We start from the raw sequence: 15492 nt of genomic DNA on the forward strand, positions 1-15492 counted from the left end.
GGAGCTAGTGGCTGGCCCCGGCGCGGCGCAGGAGCTCGGCGAGGATCGGGAAGTCGTCGTCGAGGCGCTTCGCGGCCTCGGTGAGATCCTCCTCCTCGGCGACCTCGCGCAGCGCGGCGAGCACGAGCCGCTCGTCGGAGCCCACCGGGATGTTGTCGCGCCCGACTGTGGGCCGCGAGTCGCGCACGTCCTCCAGCGCCGCCTGCATCGCGTCGCGGTTGCCGGCCGCTACCTCGGGCACGAGGATCTTGCGCTCCAGCATGATCATGCGGGCCAGCACCACGGGGTTGCCGATCTTGGCGCGCCGGCCGCTCATCACCTGGCTGAGCATGGGGGCGCTGATGCCGAGGACCTCCGCGAGGAACGCCTGCGAGATGTCGAAAGCGACGACCAGTCTGCGCACCCGATCACCCAGTGGTTCGCCGTACCACTCCCGCTGCAGCGCGACGTTCCGCTGGACGATCTTGTGGTCCTCCACCAGTTCCGCTCCCCTTGGTCCCCTCGTCCGGCCGGACCGGCGTGTCCGGACCGTTTCACCCGCCCGTGAGCATCTTGCCACCGGACCCGTACCCGGGCGGCCGGAACCGCCCATTCCGCCCCCCGCCGGACCCCGTCCGGGGGAACGGCCTCAGTCTTCGGCGCCCAGCGCCTCGCGGGTGCGCGCCACGTCGTCGTCGATCCGCTCCACCAGCTGCTCGGACCGGCTGAACCGCTCCTGGTCGCGCAGCCGCGTGACGAAGTCCAGGGCCACGTGCTGGCCGTAGAAGTCCTCGTCGACGTCGAGCACGAATGCCTCGACCGTGCGCTCGCGGCCCGAGAACGTCGGGTTCGTGCCCACCGACACCGCGGCGCGCAGCCGCCGCCCCGGGTCCGACAGGCGGGTGAACCACGCCGTGTAGACGCCGTCGGCGGGTACCGCGGCGAACCGCGGCGTCGACAGGTTCGCGGTCGGATAGCCGAGGTCGTGGCCCCGGCCGTCGCCGCGCACGACGATGCCCTCGAGCCGGTGCGGGCGCCCGAGCGCGTCGGCCGCGGCGACGACGTCGCCGGCGTCGATGCACGAGCGCACGTAGGTGGAGGAGAAGGTGATGTCGTTGGCGATGCGGTCGTCGGCGAGCGAACGGCCCTGCAGCTCCGCGCCGTAGGCCACGAAGCCGAAGCGGCTGCCGAGCTTGCGCAGCAGCGTGACGTCGCCCGCGGCCTTGGCGCCGAACGTGAAGTTGTCGCCCACCAGCACGGCGGCGGCGTGCAGCCGGTCCACCAGCACCTCGTGCACGAACTCGTGCGGCGACAGGCGCGAGAGCTCGAGGGTGAAGGGCAGCACGGCGAACACGTCGACGCCCAGGGCCTCCACGAGCTCGGCCTTGCGCCGCAAGGTGGTCAGCTGCGCCGGGTGGCTGCCCGGGCGCAGGACCTCCGACGGGTGCGGGTCGAACGTGAGCACCACGCTCGGCACGCCGCGTTCGGCCGCCGCCCGCACTGTGCGCGAGATGAGCACCTGGTGCCCGCGGTGCACGCCGTCGAACACGCCGATGGTGACCACGCACCGTCCCCAGCCACTCGGGAGATCCCCGAGGCCACGCCACCGCTGCACTGTCGTCAACTCTCCCCGCGCCGGTCTCTCGCCCAACCGCGCCCCACCCTATGCGGGCAGCAGGACCACCACCGACCGGGCCACACCCTCCGTGTCGGCGGCCAGGGCGAGCACGCGCCCGTCGGGCGCGAAGAGGCCGTAGGTCCCGTCGATGCCGGCCGCCGGGATGGCCCGGCCGTGGCGCACGGCCTGCGCTTCGGCGGCGTCGACGTCGCGGCGCGGGAAGGCGGCGGCGACGGCGGCGTCGAGATCCAGCGACAGCTCGGGCGTCTCCTCGAGCTGGTCGAGCGTGCGCGCGCGGGCGAGGGTGAAGGGCCCGACCGTGGTGCGCCGCAACGCGAGCAGGTGCCCGCCGACGCCGAGCCCGGCGCCGAGGTCGCGGGCCAGCGCGCGCACGTAGGTGCCCGACGAGCACTCGACCACGGCGTCGAGCTCGATCCGGTCGTCCTCGCGGCGCGTGGCCAGCACGTCGAAGCGGTAGACGGTCACGGGCCGCGGAGGGAGCACCACGTCCTCCCCCGCGCGCACCCGCGCGTAGGCCCGCTTGCCGTCGATCTTCACGGCGCTGACGGCGCTGGGCACCTGCCGGATGTCGCCGGTGAGCTCGGCGACGCCGGCGGCGAGCTGCTCGTCGGTGATCTTCGCGAGCACGGCCTCATCGCCCTCGGTGAGCACCTCGCCCTCGGCGTCGTCGGTGGTGGTCGAGCTGCCCAGCGACAGCGTCGCGAGGTAGGTCTTGCGGTCGAGCGCCAGGTGGCCCAGCAGCTTGGTGGCTCGCTCGATGCCGAGCACGAGCACGCCGGTGGCCATCGGGTCGAGCGTGCCGGCGTGGCCGACCTTGCGGGTGCCCATGATCCGGCGCGCCCTGGCGACGACGTCGTGCGAGGTCATTCCGGCCGGTTTGTCGACGATGAGCAGACCGGGCGGCGGAGCGGGGCGGCGCGGTTCTTTCGGGCGAGACACGGGCCGAACCCTATCGAGACGTGCGGTTCGGACCGGCGAGCACCTCTCAGGCGGCGACGGCCGCGGGTTCGGCCGGCATCTCACCGTCCCAGCGCCGGCGCGTGAGCCGCACCGGCACGTCCTCGCCGCGGGCCTCGGCGGCGAACACGTGGGCCCTGGCGCGGCGCCACCACACGAGCATCCGCCAGGTGCCCAGCGCGAGCACGACCACGATGCTCAGCAGCGACACGCGGAAGTTCCCGCCCGTCCACTGCAACAGAATGCCGACCACGAGCGAGGTGACCGTGGTCGCGACGAACCCGGCGACGTTCACGAGGCCGGTCGCGGTACCGACGCGCTCGATCGGGTTGTAGTCCCGCGCCAGCGCGAAGCCGATCATCGACACCGGACCGCCGAGCGACAGCAGCGCGAACGCGGGCCCGAGCACGCCGAGCGGGAGGTGCCCGTTCCAGCCGAGCAGTACGGCCCACGTGACGGCCGCGGCGCCGAGGTACCCGCCGACGATCGGCATCCGCAGCTCCGGGTGACGGCTGATGACCGTGCCCAGCACCGGGCCGCCGGCCAGCGAGCCGAACACGAACACGGTCAGCATCGCGCTCGCCGTGGCGGCAGGGATTCCTTGGCCCTCCACGAGAAACGGGACGCCCCACAGCAGCGTGAGCACGTTGGGCGCGAACATCGTGCTGAAATGCGTCCAGAACCCGAGCCGGGTTCCGGGCACGCGCCACGCGGCGCGGATCTGGCGCGCGAGCAGCGCCGGGTGCACCGGCTTGCGCTCGGGCTCGGGGACGCCGAGCGGGGTGTCCCGCACGCGCAGCACCACCGGCACCGCGACCAGGAGTGTGAGCGCGCCGACCGAGACGAACGTGACCGTCCACCCGGGGCCGGCGAGCAGCAACGTGAGCGGCACCGTGGCGGCGAGGTTGCCGATGTAGCCGACGGCGGAGGTGAAGGACGTGATCAACGCGTACTGCCGTGCCGGGAAGTGGGCGGCGATCAGGCGCAGCACGCTGACGAACGTCAGCGCGTCGCCCAGGCCGAGCACGCCGCGGGCGAGCAGGCCGACGCCGTAGCTTTCGGCGAGGCCGAGCAGCAGCTGCCCGGTGCCGAGGATGAGCACGGCGGCGGTGAGTACCCGGCGCGGGCCGTAGCGGTCGACGAGCACGCCGGTGGGGATCTGCATGGCGGCGTAGACCCCGACCTGCAGCACGGTGAACGTGCCGAGCGCCGCGGCGCCGACGCCGAACCGGTCGGCCGCTTCCAGGCCCGCGACCCCGAACGAGGTGCGGTGGAACACGGCGAGCAAGTACACGAAGACAGCGGTGAGCCAGATGAGCCAGGACCGGACGGTGGCGCGGCCGGGCGACAAGGTTTCCTCCTGCGGGTAGCGGTCGTCGGGGAAGGACGACGACACTGCCGCCTCGATGGTTGTATCGCCTCAGCAAGCTCGAAACATAGCCGTTACCTCGGTGGGATGCGCCACATCACCCGATCACCGCAGCGCCACTTGACCTGCGACTCCCACCACTGTGTCGCCGCCCACCCACACCTCGCCGCCCGCGCGCTCGACGTGCACGCGCCCGCGCCGGCCGAGCCGGGTGCCCTGCGCGGCGATGTAGGACTCCGGCGCGCGGCCCGAACCGATGAGCCACTGGCCGATCGCGGCGTTGAGGCTGCCGGTCACCGGGTCCTCGACGAGGCCCGTGAAGGCCCGGACCTCGAACGCCGTGGGCGATCCGGCCGGGTGCGGTCCGACGACGCCGACCTTGTACTTCCCGAGCGCCGCGACGTCGCGTTCGACCGCGAGGACCGCCTCGGCGTCGGTGAGGAGCACGGCGAGCCAGCCGGGGCCGTTGTCGGCCCACCGCGCGTCGACGACGTCGCTCTCGGCCAGGTGCAGGGCTTTCCGGACGGCGGCGAGGTCCTCGGGCGCGACGGGGCCGCCGCGCGTGAGCGGTGGCGCGGCGAAGGCGAGCCGCTGGCCGGTGCGCCGCACGCGGACCAGGCCGGCGCCGCACTCCTGCACGAGGTCTTCGCCCTTCGGCGTGCCGCCGGCTTCGAGCCACGCGCGGGCCGAGCCGAGCGTGGGGTGCCCGGCGAAGGGCAGCTCGCGCTCGACGGTGAAGATCCGCACGCGGTAGTCGGCCTCGGCGCGCGCCGGCGGGAGCAGGAACGTGGTCTCGCTGAGGTTCGTCCACCGTGCGAAGGCGGCCATCCTGTCGTCGGAGAGGCCTTCGGCGTCGTGCACCACGGCGAGTGCGTTGCCGAAGGTGAGCTCATCGGTGAAGACGTCGACCTGGCTGAAGCGCATGGCTCCACCATGGCACGGCGTTCAGGCGCCGCGGACGGCCCCGACCACCGCCCAGCGGCCGGAGCGCCAGCGGATCAGCACGGCGGCCAGGCGGAACACCATGAACAGCGACAGGCCGGTCCAGATGCCCGTGAGCCCCCAGCCGAACGCGAGCGACAGCCAGATCAGCGGCAGGAAGCCCAGGCCCGCGCTGACGAGCGTGGCGGTGCGCAGGAACGCGGCGTCGCCGGCGCCCAGCAGCACGCCGTCGAGCGCGAACACCACACCCGCGATCGGTTGCAGCGCCACGAAGAACCACCACGCGTGCGGGATCTCCGCGAGCACCCCCGGATCCGAGGTGAACGCGTGCGGCAGCGTGCTCCACAACGCACCGAAGAGCACACACAGGACGCAGCCGAGCACCAGCCCGTACGCGACGATCTGGTTCGCGACCCCGCGCGCCTGCCGCTGGGCTCCCCCGCCCAGGGCCGCGCCGACGAGCGACTGCGCGGCGATCGCGACGGAGTCGAGCACGAGCGAGAGGAACGTCCACAGCTGCAGCACGACCTGGTGCGCGCCGACGGCTTCTGTCGACGTGCGCGCCGCCACGGCCGCCGCCGAGACGAAGCACGCCTGGAACGCGAGGCTGCGCAGCACGAGGTCGCGGCCCAGGCTCAGCTGCGCGCGCATCACGCCGAAGTCCGGCCGCAGCGGCACGCGCTCGCGCACCAGCGCCGCGAAGAACAGCGACGCCGAGACCACCTGGGCCACCACGTTGGCGATCGCCGAGCCTTCCAGGCCGAGCCCCGCGACGTAGACGAGCACCGGGCACAGCACGGCCGAGATGCCGTTGCCCGCCAGCACGTAACGCAGCGGCCGCGCCGCGTCCTGCACGCCGCGCATCCAGCCGTTGCCGGCCATGGTGACCAGGATCAGCGGTGCCCCGAACAGCGCGATCCGCAGCCACGACACGGCCACCGCCGCGATCTCGTCACTGCCCGACAGCGCGCGGGCGATCGGCCCGGCCAGCAGCTGACCCGCCACCAACAGCACCAGCCCCACCAGCACCGCGAGCCACGTGGCCTGGACGCCTTCGCTCACCGCGTCGCGCCGCCGCCCGGCGCCGTGCAGCCGCGCGGTGCGCGAGGTCGTGCCGTAGGAGAGGAACGTGAGCTGCGTGGAGATCTGCGACAGCACCACCCCGCCCAGCGCCAGCCCCGCCAGCGGCAACGCGCCGAGGTGCCCCACCACCGCGGTGTCCACCAGCACGTACAACGGCTCCGCCGCCAGCACCCCCAGCGCGGGCACGGCAAGCCCGAGCACGCGGCGCGCGGGGATCCGGTCTTCGGAGGTCAGGGGCGGGGCAGGCGGGGCTTCGTCGGGCACCCGGGGAGCGTAACGACCGCCGCCGACGTTCCGGACGTCAAGCGCGCAGGATCACGGGCAGGGCGGCCAACCCGCGACTGGACGCGCGGCGCTCGACAGAACCGGCAACGCCGCCGTAGCGGATCGTGCGCGAGGGTCGCAAGTCCTCCCGCCCCGCGGCCGCGGCGCCCGGCTCGCCGGGAGCCGGCCGAACGAACCTCGACTGCCGTCCGCGGACCCATCGGACGTCAAGCGCGCAGGATCACGGGCAGGGTGGCCAACCCGCGGCTGCGGAACGACGAGCGCCACACCGGGTCGCCCGCCGGGGTCATCGCCGGGAAGCGGCGCAGCAGGGTGTCGAAGCCGATCTCCAGCTCGAGGCGGGCCAGGGTGCGCCGAGGCAGAAGTGGGGGCCGTGGCCGAAGGCGAGGTGGGGGGTTGTCCGAACGATCTGCGTCGAAGGTCTCCGGGTCGTCGAACACCGTGTCGTCGCGGTGGGCGCAGGCGAGGGCGAGCAGGACGGTGTCGCCGGCGGGGATCTCGGTGTCGCCGATTCGGAGGTCCTGCAGGGGAAAGCGGCGGATGGCGAGCTGGGCCGGGGACGCGTGGCGCAGGATATCGTCCACAATGGACGCCGATGACCCGGCCGGCGCCGACCGCGGTGCCGGGCGGGTGAGCAGCTCGTGCAGGCCGTTGCCCAGCACGTGGACCACGTTCTCGTACCCCGCGAGCAGCAGCAGGAACGCGGCGCTGAGCAGTTCGTCGTCGGTGAGGTCCGGGGCGACGACGACGAGCAGGTCCTCCCCCGGCGCCGCGCGCTTGGCCGCGATGAGCTCGGCGACGAACCCGTACAGCGACCGCATGGCGTCCCGCGCGACCGCAGCGTCCGTCGGCATCAGGACGGCGTCGGTCCACGTGCGGAAGACGGCGACGTCCGCGGGGGCGACGCCGAGCAGCACGCAGATCACCGTGATCGGCAGCGGCACGGCGTAGCCGGCCATCAGGTCGGCCTCGGCCGGGAGCGCGTCGGCGAGCTCCTCGGCGATGCCCGTGACCTCCGGCCGCAGCGCCTTGACGCGCCGTGGCGTGAAGGCGCGCCCCAGGAGGCGGCGCAGACGAGTGTGCTCGGGCGCGTCGAGGTTGAGCAGGTTCTTGTCGAGCGCGGGCGACAGCGCGAGGCCCCGGTAACCGCCCGACGAGTAGGCCTTGTCCAGTGACAGCCGCGGATCGCCGAGGCCGGCCTTGACCTCGGCGTAGCGCGTGACCAGCCAGATCGGCGCGCCGTCGGGTGACTACGCTCGGTGCACGGGGCCGGCGGCGCGCAGCCGGGCATACGCGCACACCGGATCGGCCAGGAACTCGTCGTCGAACCGGACGGGTTCAGGCACTCCGGTTCCCCAGCAGCGGCGCCCGGCCGAGCGCGCCCCGCAGCCGCGCCAGCACGTCGTCCGACGTGCCCTCCATCGTGCAGCCCGCGGCCATCCGGTGCCCGCCGCCGCCGAACTCCGAGGCCACCGCCGACACGTCGACGCGGCCCGCGGACCGCAGCGAGACCGTCCACACAGAACCCCGCTCGGCGGGCGCGAACTCCTTCAGCACGCCCGCGACGCCGGCTTCCCGCGTCGCGCGGACCACGTCGATCACCGACTCGACCTCTTCCGGCCGCACACTCGCCGCCACGGCCGAGCGCACCACCGCGTGCACGAACCCGAAGCCCTGCGCGGCTTCCGGCTCCAGCTCCGCTTCGGACAGCACTGCCGAGAGCATCGGCAGCCACGCGAACGGGTGGTCGTCCACGATCCGCCGCGCCACCTCCGTCGGGTCGACGCCGGCCTCCAGCAGGCGCGCGGCGATCCGGTGCGTTTCGGGGCGGGCGCGGCGGAAACCGCTGGTGTCCGTGACGATCCCCGCGTACAGGCAGCGGGCGGCCGGCTCGTCCAGCTCGACGTTCATGGCCTCGATGATCTGCGCGACGAGCACCGCGGTCGCCTCGGTGGCCTCGTCGACCACGTGGTGCGTGCCGTAGAACGCGTTGGTGGCGTGGTGGTCCACCACCAGCACCGCACCACCGGCGGCGTGGACCGCGTCGACGCGCCCGGCGAGCCGCCCCAGCCGCGCCGGCACCGGCGTGTCGAGCGCGACCAGCAGCTGCTCCGACACGGGCAGATCGTCGGGCTTGGTGAGCAGCCCGTCGACGTCGAGCCAGGTCAGGGTCTCGGGGGCGTCGTCGGGCTCGCCGAAGGACACGCGCACGCGGGCGCCGCGCTGGTGCAGCACGTGGCCGAGGGCCAGTGCGCTGCCGAGCGCGTCGGCATCCGGGCGCACGTGGCCCAGCAGCGTCACGTCGGTGGCCCCGGCGAGCAGGGCGGCGGCGGCTTCGATGTCCTGCGCCAAAGTAGCTGTCACAGTGCGTCACGCTACGCTCTGCGGGATGCCTGAGTACGCGATTCTCGTTCACCCGTCCGCCAACCGGGTCTACGCCGCCTCGTCGCCCGCGCTGCTGCGGGCCGAGCTGGCGGTGTTCGGCGCGGCCGGGCTTTCCGCCGAGCTGTCGGAAGCCGAGGAGGTGGAGTTCGGCGGCGTGGGCTACGTCAAGTTCGCGACGCCGGAGCCGCTGACCGAACCGGACGTCGCGCTGCTGTCCAACCTGTCCTCGCTCTACGCCCTGTTCGAGCTGGGCGACGGCGTGCTGCGCCCTGTCCTGGTGCGGCCGCTGGCGAAGACGGACTCGGACCTGCTGACGATCCAGAAGTACGCGGGCAAGACCAATGAGCAGTTCACGAAGCTGCTGCTCAACGTCACGTTGCTCGCCACCGCTGACCCGACCGGGTGGCTCGAGCGCCCGCGGACGCTGCTCGACCCGCTGTGCGGGCGCGGCACCACGCTCAACCAGGCCGTGATGTACGGCTTCGACGCCACCGGTCTCGACGTGGACGGCAAGGACTTCGAGGCCTACGAGCAGTTCCTCAAGACCTGGCTGCGCACCAAGCGGGTGAAGCACACCGCCGACTCCGGGCAGCTGCGGCGCAACAAGGTCCGCCTCGGGCGCCGCCTCGACGTCGAGTACGCGTTCGACAAGGACGACTACAAGGGCGGCCAGACGCGCCGGCTCACCTACTTCAACGCCGACACCCTCACCACCGACGAGCTGCTGCGCGCGAACTCCGTGGACGTGATCGTGACCGACGCCCCGTACGGCGTGCAGCACGGCAGCCACCGCACGCAGGACGCGAGCCTCGCGCGCAGTCCACGCGACCTGCTGGCGGCGGCCGTTCCTGTGTGGACCCGCGTGCTCCGCCCGGGCGGGGCGCTCGGGATCTCCTGGAACCTCAACGTACTCCCGCGCGAGGAGCTCGTCGCGGTGCTTTCGCGGGCCGGCCTCCAGGTGCGCGAGGGCGGGCCGTACGAGGAGTTCGCCCACCGCGTGGACCAGGCGATCGAGCGGGATCTCGTGGTGGCGGCGAAACCGGCCTGAGGCGTCCTCTGTGGTCAGAGCCCGAGGAGCTTGCGCGCGTTTCCTTCCGCGATTTTCTCGTGCACCTCGCGGTCGAGGTCCAGTGCGTCGAACCACGCGGCGGCCCCGCCCATCGACTCGAACGGGTAGTCGGCTGAGAACAGTACGCGGTCGGCCCCGACCTCGTTGATCGTGAACACCAGCTCGGGCGTCGAGAAGTTGCCGCTCGTGGTGACGTGGAAGTTCTCGCGCAAGTACTCGCGCAAAGGTTTGCGCGCCGGGATGCCCGCAGGCTTGACCTCGAGCCGGTGGTCGGAGCGCCAGATGTTGAACGGCAGCAGCTCGCCCAGGTGCCCGAGGATCACCTGCACGCCCGGATGTTCGTCGAACAGGCCACTGGCCATGAGCCGCAACGCGTGCGTGCCGGTCTCGATCGAGAAGCCCCACGCCGAGCCATAGAGCCACGGGTGACCTTCGAGCATCCGGCTGTCACGCGGCAGCGGGTCGCGCGGGTGCAGGTACACGGGCACGCCCAGGTCTTCGACGGCCGCCCAGAACGGCCGGTACCGCGCCTCGTCGAGGTAGGCGATCCGGTCACCGTCCACTTCGGAGAACCCGTTCACCAGCGCGCCCTTGAACCCCAGCTCGGTCACCGCGCGGCGCAGCTCGACGACGGCTTCTTCGGGGTCCTGCAACGGAAGCGCGGCGAACGCGGCGAAGCGATCCGGCCTCAGCTGCACGTGCCGCGCGGCCACGTCGTTGGTGCGGCGCGCCCAGTCCACGGCCTGCGCACGGTCGGGCAGCCCCTGAATTCCGGGCGCCAGCAGGGAAAGCACGACGATCTCGATGCCGGCCGCGTCCATCAGCTTCAGACGTTCGTCCTGGACGTCCAGCAACTGGCGGCGGTGCGGCGGCCACGTCTGCTCGGTGAAGTGCTCGCGCGACTGCTCGACGATGTCGGGGTCGCCGGTGCCGAAGTGTTCCTCGAGGGCGATCTTGCGGACCATGCTGCGTCTCCTCTCGGTTCCGTGGTCTGAACATAGCATGCTATGAACTCCGGTGATCTAATCTTTCCGGGTGACCGAGCCCTCCGAGCCCTCCGGGTCCCTCGAGCCCGCCGACACCGCCGTCGACCGCTTCGCCGACGCCTGCAACGCGCTCTACTCGGCCATGCGCACCAACCGCGCCCGCCTCGACGCGCAGGCCGCGGCCGCCTCCGCCCTCAGCGACTCGCAGGCCCAGCTCGTGACTCCCCTGGCCCGGCTCGGCGCCATGACCATCGGCGAGCTCGCGCAGGAGGCGAAGCTCGCCCAGCCCACCGTCACGCGCTCAGTGAAGGCCTTGGAGTCCGCCGGCCTCGTCCGCCGCACCCCGCACGCCCACGACGACCGCCGTGTCGTCGTCGACCTCACCGACCGCGGCCGCGCCCACTGGGACCGCGCCCGTACCCGCCTGCGCGACAACCAGCGCGCGGCGTGGGACCTGCTGCCTGACGACCTGCGACCACAGGCGCTGGAACTACTGAAAGCGCTGACCGACGCCGTGACCGCCACCCGGCCGGCGGACTGACCGGATAAAAAAACCGCCGGCCCTGAACGTCGTGCGTTCAGGGCCGGCGGCCTGGTGGGCGGGGTAGCCGCGGGCGGCGTACCCAGCGGGGCGGAGCGCCCGGAGGAGGTGGCGACGAACGGCGCGGCGCCACCGAACAGCGCGCCGCGTCGTGGGACGTCGGGGATCCTCCGGAGCGGTTCAGCCTCGGGTCTCCTTTTCGGCTTCGATGTCGGTGTCGGCGAGGTCTTCGTCGTCTTCGCGCGGCGCCTTGTACGGGTCGGCTTCGCCGGCGTGCTGGGCGCCGGTGGCCTGGCGGGCCACCTCGGCGTCGGCCTCGCGGGCCTTGGCGAGCAGTTCCTCGATGCGGCGCGCGTCGTCGGGGATGCTGTCGGCCACGAACGCGAGGGTCGGGGTGTAGCGGACTCCGGTGCCCTGCCCGACTTTGGTGCGCAGCACACCACGCGCGGACTCGAGAGCCGCCGCGGCGCCGGCGAAGTCCGGCTCCGAGTCGAGGCTTTCGCCGAGCACCGTGTAGTACACCGTGGCGTCGTGCAGGTCCGCGGTGATCTTGGTGTCCGTGATGGTCACGGCACCGAGCCGCGGGTCTTTGACGTCGTGCTCGATCGCCGACGCCACGATCTGCGAGATCCGCTTGGCGAGCTTGCGAGCCCGAGCAGGATCGGCCATGGGAGGTGTCTCCTTCTGAAATGTTCTCCGGTCTAGTCGTCCGGACCCAGCAGCCGGCGGTGCGCCGACAGCAGGACGAACTCCGGTCGCGAGGCCACGAACCGCTCGCACGAGTCGAGCACGTCCCGGACGTGTTCGGCACCCGCGGCGACCACGGCCACCCCGATCAGGGCTCGCCGGTGCAGGTCGAGGTGACCGGCTTCGGACACCGAGACGGCGAAGCGCTTGCGCACCTCCGCCACGACCGGCTTGATCACGGATCGCTTCTGCTTCAACGAGTGAATGTCGTCGAGCAGGATGTCGAGCTCGAGAGCTCCGACGTACATAGGCTCCTTCAAAAGAAACGCAACGACCCCGGGGGGCCAGGGGGCTTGCCCCCTGGCGGGGGTTTGGGGGTTCGACCCCCAAGAAACACCGTGACGGCGGGAGAGGGGCGAGCGCAGCCTGCGAGCCCGCCCCTCTCCCAGCTAGCCGTCACGCACGGGGCTTCTCCCGCTGTTCGTAGGTCTCGATCACGTCGTCGACCTTGATGTCACTGTACGAACCCAGCGTCAGACCGCATTCGTACCCTTCACGAACCTCGACCACGTCGTCCTTGAACCGCCGCAGCGAGCTGATCGGCAGGTTCTCGGCAATGACGGTGCCGTCGCGGAGCAGGCGTGCCTTGGCGTTGCGCCGGATCTCCCCGGACATGACCAGGCAACCCGCGATCGTGCCGATCTTGGAGGACTTGAAGACGTCTCGGACCTCGGCGCGACCGAGCTCCACCTCTTCGAACTCCGGCTTGAGCATGCCCTTGAGGGCCTGCTCGATCTCGTCGATCGCCTGGTAGATGACCGTGTAGTACCGGACGTCGACGCCTTCGCGGGTGGCCCGCTCGGTCGCCTTGCCCTGGGCCCGGACGTTGAACCCGAGCACGATCGCGTCGGACGCGGTCGCCAGGTCGATGTCCGACTCGGTCACGCCACCGACACCGCGGTGCACCACGTTCAGCTCGACGTCGTCGCCGACGTCCAGCTGCAGCAGTGCCGCCTCGAGCGCTTCGACGGTACCCGAGTTGTCACCCTTGATGATCAGGTTGAGGCTGCTCGTCTCCTTCAAGGCGGAGTCGAGGTCCTCGAGGCTGACCCGCTTGCGGCGCGACGCGTTGAGCGCGTTGCGGGTGCGAGCGGAGCGGCGCTCGGCGATCTGCCGGGCGACGCGATCCTCGTCGACCACCAGGAAGGTGTCGCCCGCGCCCGGCACCGAGGTGAACCCGATGACCTGGACGGGACGCGAGGGCAGCGCCTCGGTGACGTCCACGTTGTGCTCGTCCACCATGCGGCGGACGCGGCCGTAGGCGTCGCCCGCGACGACGGAGTCGCCGACGCGCAGCGTGCCTCGCTGCACCAGCACCGTGGCCACCGGGCCGCGGCCGCGGTCGAGGTGCGCCTCGATCGCGACACCCTGGGCCTCCATGTCCGGGTTGGCCCGGAGGTCCAGAGCGGCGTCGGCCGTCAGCAGGATCGCCTCGAGGAGACCATCGATGTTGATGTTCTCCCGCGCGGAGATGTCCACGAACATCGTATCGCCGCCGTACTCCTCGGCCACGAGGTTGTACTCGGTGAGCTGCTGGCGGATCTTCTGCGGGTTGGCGCCTTCCTTGTCGATCTTGTTGACCGCGACCACGATCGGAGCCTTGGCGGCCTGTGCGTGGTTGATCGCCTCGACCGTCTGCGGCATGACCCCGTCGTCGGCGGCCACCACGATCACCGCGATGTCCGTCGAGTTCGCACCACGAGCACGCATGGCGGTGAACGCCTCGTGACCCGGGGTGTCGATGAAGGTGATCAGCCGCGGCGTGCCCTCGAGCTCGGTCTCGATCTGGTAGGCGCCGATGTGCTGGGTGATGCCACCGGCTTCACTCTCGCGCACCTTCGTCTTCCGGATCGTGTCCAGCAGGCGGGTCTTACCGTGGTCGACGTGACCCATGATCGTCACGACCGGCGGCCGGACCTGCAGGTCCTCCTCGCCACCCTCGTCCTCACCGTAGGTGATGTCGAAGGTCTCCAGCAGCTCGCGGTCCTCCTCCTCGGGGGACACGACCTGGACGACGTAATTCATCTCGCCGCCGAGCAGCTCGAGGATGTCGTCGGACACGGACTGCGTGGCCGTGACCATCTCGCCGAGGTGGAAGAGCACCTGCACCAGCGAAGCCGGGTTGGCGTCGATCTTCTCGGCGAAGTCGGTCAGCGAGGCACCACGCGGCAGCCGGATCGTCTCGCCCTGGCCCTTGGGCAGGCGGACGCCGCCGACGCTGGGCGCCTGCATGTTGTCCATGTACTCCTGGCGCTTCTGCCGCTTCGACTTGCGACCCTTGCGCGAGGGACCACCGGGACGCCCGAAGGCACCCGCGGTACCGCCACGGCCACCGGGGCCGCCACGACCGCCGCCGCCACCGCGGAAGCCACCGCCACCGCCGGCAGGAGCACCGGTGCCGCCACCGGGACGGAAGCCGCCACCGCCGCCACCGCCACCGGGACCGCCGCGGAAGCCACCGCCACCGCCGCCACCACCGGGACGGAAGCCGCCGCCACCGCCGCCGCCACCGGGACGACCGCCGCCGCCACCGGGACCGCCACGGGCACCGCCACCGGGACCGCCACGGGCGCCACCGCCCGGACCGGCCGGACGCGGGGTGCGGCCCGGCATCATGCCGGGGTTCGGCCGCGGGGGCATGTTGCCCGGGCTCGGCCGGTTGCCACCGGCGCCACCGCCGGGACGCGGCGCGGGCCGGTCACCGCCGCCACCGGCACCGCCGGGACGCGGCGGACGGTTGTCGCCGCCCTGACCCGGACCGGGGCGCTGGGCCGGCGGACGCGGGGCCGGGGCGCCGGAACCGACGCCGAACGGGTTGTTGCCGACGCGCGGGGTGCGCGGGCCGGGCTTGGGACCGCCGGGCTTGGGGCCCTGCGGCTTCGGCGGCACGACCGAGCCGGACGCAGCGTCCTGCTTCGGAGCGGGCTTCGGCGCCGCGGTGCTGCCACCGGACGGCTCGGCCTTGGCCGCGGGGGCCTGCACCTGGGGCTGCGGTTCCTGCTGCGGCTGGGCCGGAGCGGGCGTGGCCGGGCGCGGGCCGGGACGCGGGCCCGGACCCGGGCGGCTGCCCGGGGTGGCCGGACGCGGGCCGGACTGCTGCGGAGCGGCGGACGGAGCGGCCTTGGCCGCCGGCGCCTGCTGCTGGGTCTGCTGCGGAGCGGGCGCGGCCGCGGGCCGGGGGGCCTGCGGAGCGGGCGCGGCAGCGTTCGAGTTGCCCGAGCCGGGGGCGGGCGGCATGGGCCGCGGGCCGGGCGTCGGGCCGGACTTCTTCCCGCCCTTGGCGGGGTACGCGTCACGCAGACGGCGGGCGACGGGCGCCTCGACCGTGGATGACGCGGACTTGACGAACTCGCCCTGCTCCTTGAGCTTGGCGAGAACTTCCTTGCTGGTGATGCCGAGCTCTTTCGCGAGCTCGTGAACACGGGCCTTGCCTGGCACAGCTCTCCTCATCTAGGGGAGGCCAGGCGGTGAAGAGACCCGCTGACCTCGTCCTTATCGTCGCGCGTTCAT

The 15492-nt window shown here is 72.4% G+C and carries 14 protein-coding genes; 2 read left to right on the forward strand and 12 right to left on the reverse strand.

Annotated features, from left to right (window positions below):
• Positions 1 to 4 precede the first annotated feature (4 nt).
• The 8 genes from AB0M56_RS21675 to AB0M56_RS21710 form a co-directional block, all read right to left on the reverse strand.
• On the reverse strand, positions 5 to 478 hold the full coding sequence (locus AB0M56_RS21675; protein WP_220242298.1) for a helix-turn-helix transcriptional regulator: 474 nt from the start codon (positions 476 to 478) through the stop codon (positions 5 to 7).
• 150 nt (positions 479 to 628) lie between these two features.
• Positions 629 to 1594 (reverse strand): bifunctional riboflavin kinase/FAD synthetase, encoded by a 966-nt coding sequence (locus tag AB0M56_RS21680; protein ID WP_364179272.1) that lies wholly within the window; start codon positions 1592 to 1594, stop codon positions 629 to 631.
• A 48-nt stretch (positions 1595 to 1642) separates the two neighbouring features.
• Positions 1643 to 2557 (reverse strand): tRNA pseudouridine(55) synthase TruB, encoded by a 915-nt coding sequence (gene truB / locus AB0M56_RS21685; protein ID WP_364178941.1) that lies wholly within the window; start codon positions 2555 to 2557, stop codon positions 1643 to 1645.
• Between the two features lie 46 nt (positions 2558 to 2603).
• Positions 2604 to 3926 carry an MFS transporter gene (locus tag AB0M56_RS21690; RefSeq protein ID WP_364179273.1) on the reverse strand — a complete coding sequence of 441 codons (1323 nt, stop codon included), beginning with the start codon at positions 3924 to 3926 and terminating at the stop codon, positions 2604 to 2606.
• A gap of 123 nt (positions 3927 to 4049) precedes the next feature.
• Positions 4050 to 4868: a PhzF family phenazine biosynthesis protein gene (locus tag AB0M56_RS21695; protein ID WP_364178943.1), complete on the reverse strand. Its 819-nt coding sequence runs from the start codon at positions 4866 to 4868 to the stop codon at positions 4050 to 4052.
• A 21-nt stretch (positions 4869 to 4889) separates the two neighbouring features.
• Positions 4890 to 6203, reverse strand: a complete 1314-nt coding sequence (locus AB0M56_RS21700; protein WP_364179275.1) for an MATE family efflux transporter — start codon at positions 6201 to 6203, stop codon at positions 4890 to 4892.
• Positions 6204 to 6460: 257 nt separating this feature from the next.
• Positions 6461 to 7213 carry a cytochrome P450 gene (locus tag AB0M56_RS21705; RefSeq protein WP_364178945.1) on the reverse strand — a complete coding sequence of 251 codons (753 nt, stop codon included), beginning with the start codon at positions 7211 to 7213 and terminating at the stop codon, positions 6461 to 6463.
• 379 nt (positions 7214 to 7592) lie between these two features.
• Positions 7593 to 8618, reverse strand: a complete 1026-nt coding sequence (locus AB0M56_RS21710; RefSeq protein WP_364178947.1) for a bifunctional oligoribonuclease/PAP phosphatase NrnA — start codon at positions 8616 to 8618, stop codon at positions 7593 to 7595.
• A 25-nt stretch (positions 8619 to 8643) separates the two neighbouring features.
• On the opposite strand from AB0M56_RS21710, the gene AB0M56_RS21715 reads away from it, so the two are divergent.
• Positions 8644 to 9687, forward strand: coding sequence for an SAM-dependent methyltransferase (locus AB0M56_RS21715; RefSeq protein ID WP_364178949.1), 1044 nt, complete (start codon positions 8644 to 8646; stop codon positions 9685 to 9687).
• A 14-nt stretch (positions 9688 to 9701) separates the two neighbouring features.
• Here the strand turns inward: AB0M56_RS21715 and AB0M56_RS21720 are convergent, their stop codons facing one another.
• Positions 9702 to 10673 carry an amidohydrolase family protein gene (locus tag AB0M56_RS21720; RefSeq protein WP_364178951.1) on the reverse strand — a complete coding sequence of 324 codons (972 nt, stop codon included), beginning with the start codon at positions 10671 to 10673 and terminating at the stop codon, positions 9702 to 9704.
• Between the two features lie 70 nt (positions 10674 to 10743).
• Between AB0M56_RS21720 and AB0M56_RS21725 the strand changes: the two genes are divergently transcribed.
• Entirely contained in the window at positions 10744 to 11235 is a 492-nt protein-coding gene (locus tag AB0M56_RS21725) for a MarR family transcriptional regulator (protein ID WP_364178952.1), read from the forward strand.
• Positions 11236 to 11415: 180 nt separating this feature from the next.
• Here the strand turns inward: AB0M56_RS21725 and rbfA are convergent, their stop codons facing one another.
• From rbfA to infB, 3 genes are all read right to left on the reverse strand, one after another.
• Positions 11416 to 11904 carry a 30S ribosome-binding factor RbfA gene (rbfA, locus tag AB0M56_RS21730; protein WP_364178954.1) on the reverse strand — a complete coding sequence of 163 codons (489 nt, stop codon included), beginning with the start codon at positions 11902 to 11904 and terminating at the stop codon, positions 11416 to 11418.
• 32 nt (positions 11905 to 11936) lie between these two features.
• Positions 11937 to 12230 (reverse strand): DUF503 domain-containing protein, encoded by a 294-nt coding sequence (locus AB0M56_RS21735; RefSeq protein WP_364178956.1) that lies wholly within the window; start codon positions 12228 to 12230, stop codon positions 11937 to 11939.
• A gap of 148 nt (positions 12231 to 12378) precedes the next feature.
• Entirely contained in the window at positions 12379 to 15420 is a 3042-nt protein-coding gene (gene infB, locus AB0M56_RS21740) for a translation initiation factor IF-2 (protein WP_364178957.1), read from the reverse strand.
• Between the last annotated feature and the right edge of the window lie 72 nt (positions 15421 to 15492).

Origin of the sequence: Amycolatopsis sp. NPDC051372, from assembly GCF_040682095.1 — a bacterium.
Lineage (GTDB): Bacteria > Actinomycetota > Actinomycetes > Mycobacteriales > Pseudonocardiaceae > Amycolatopsis.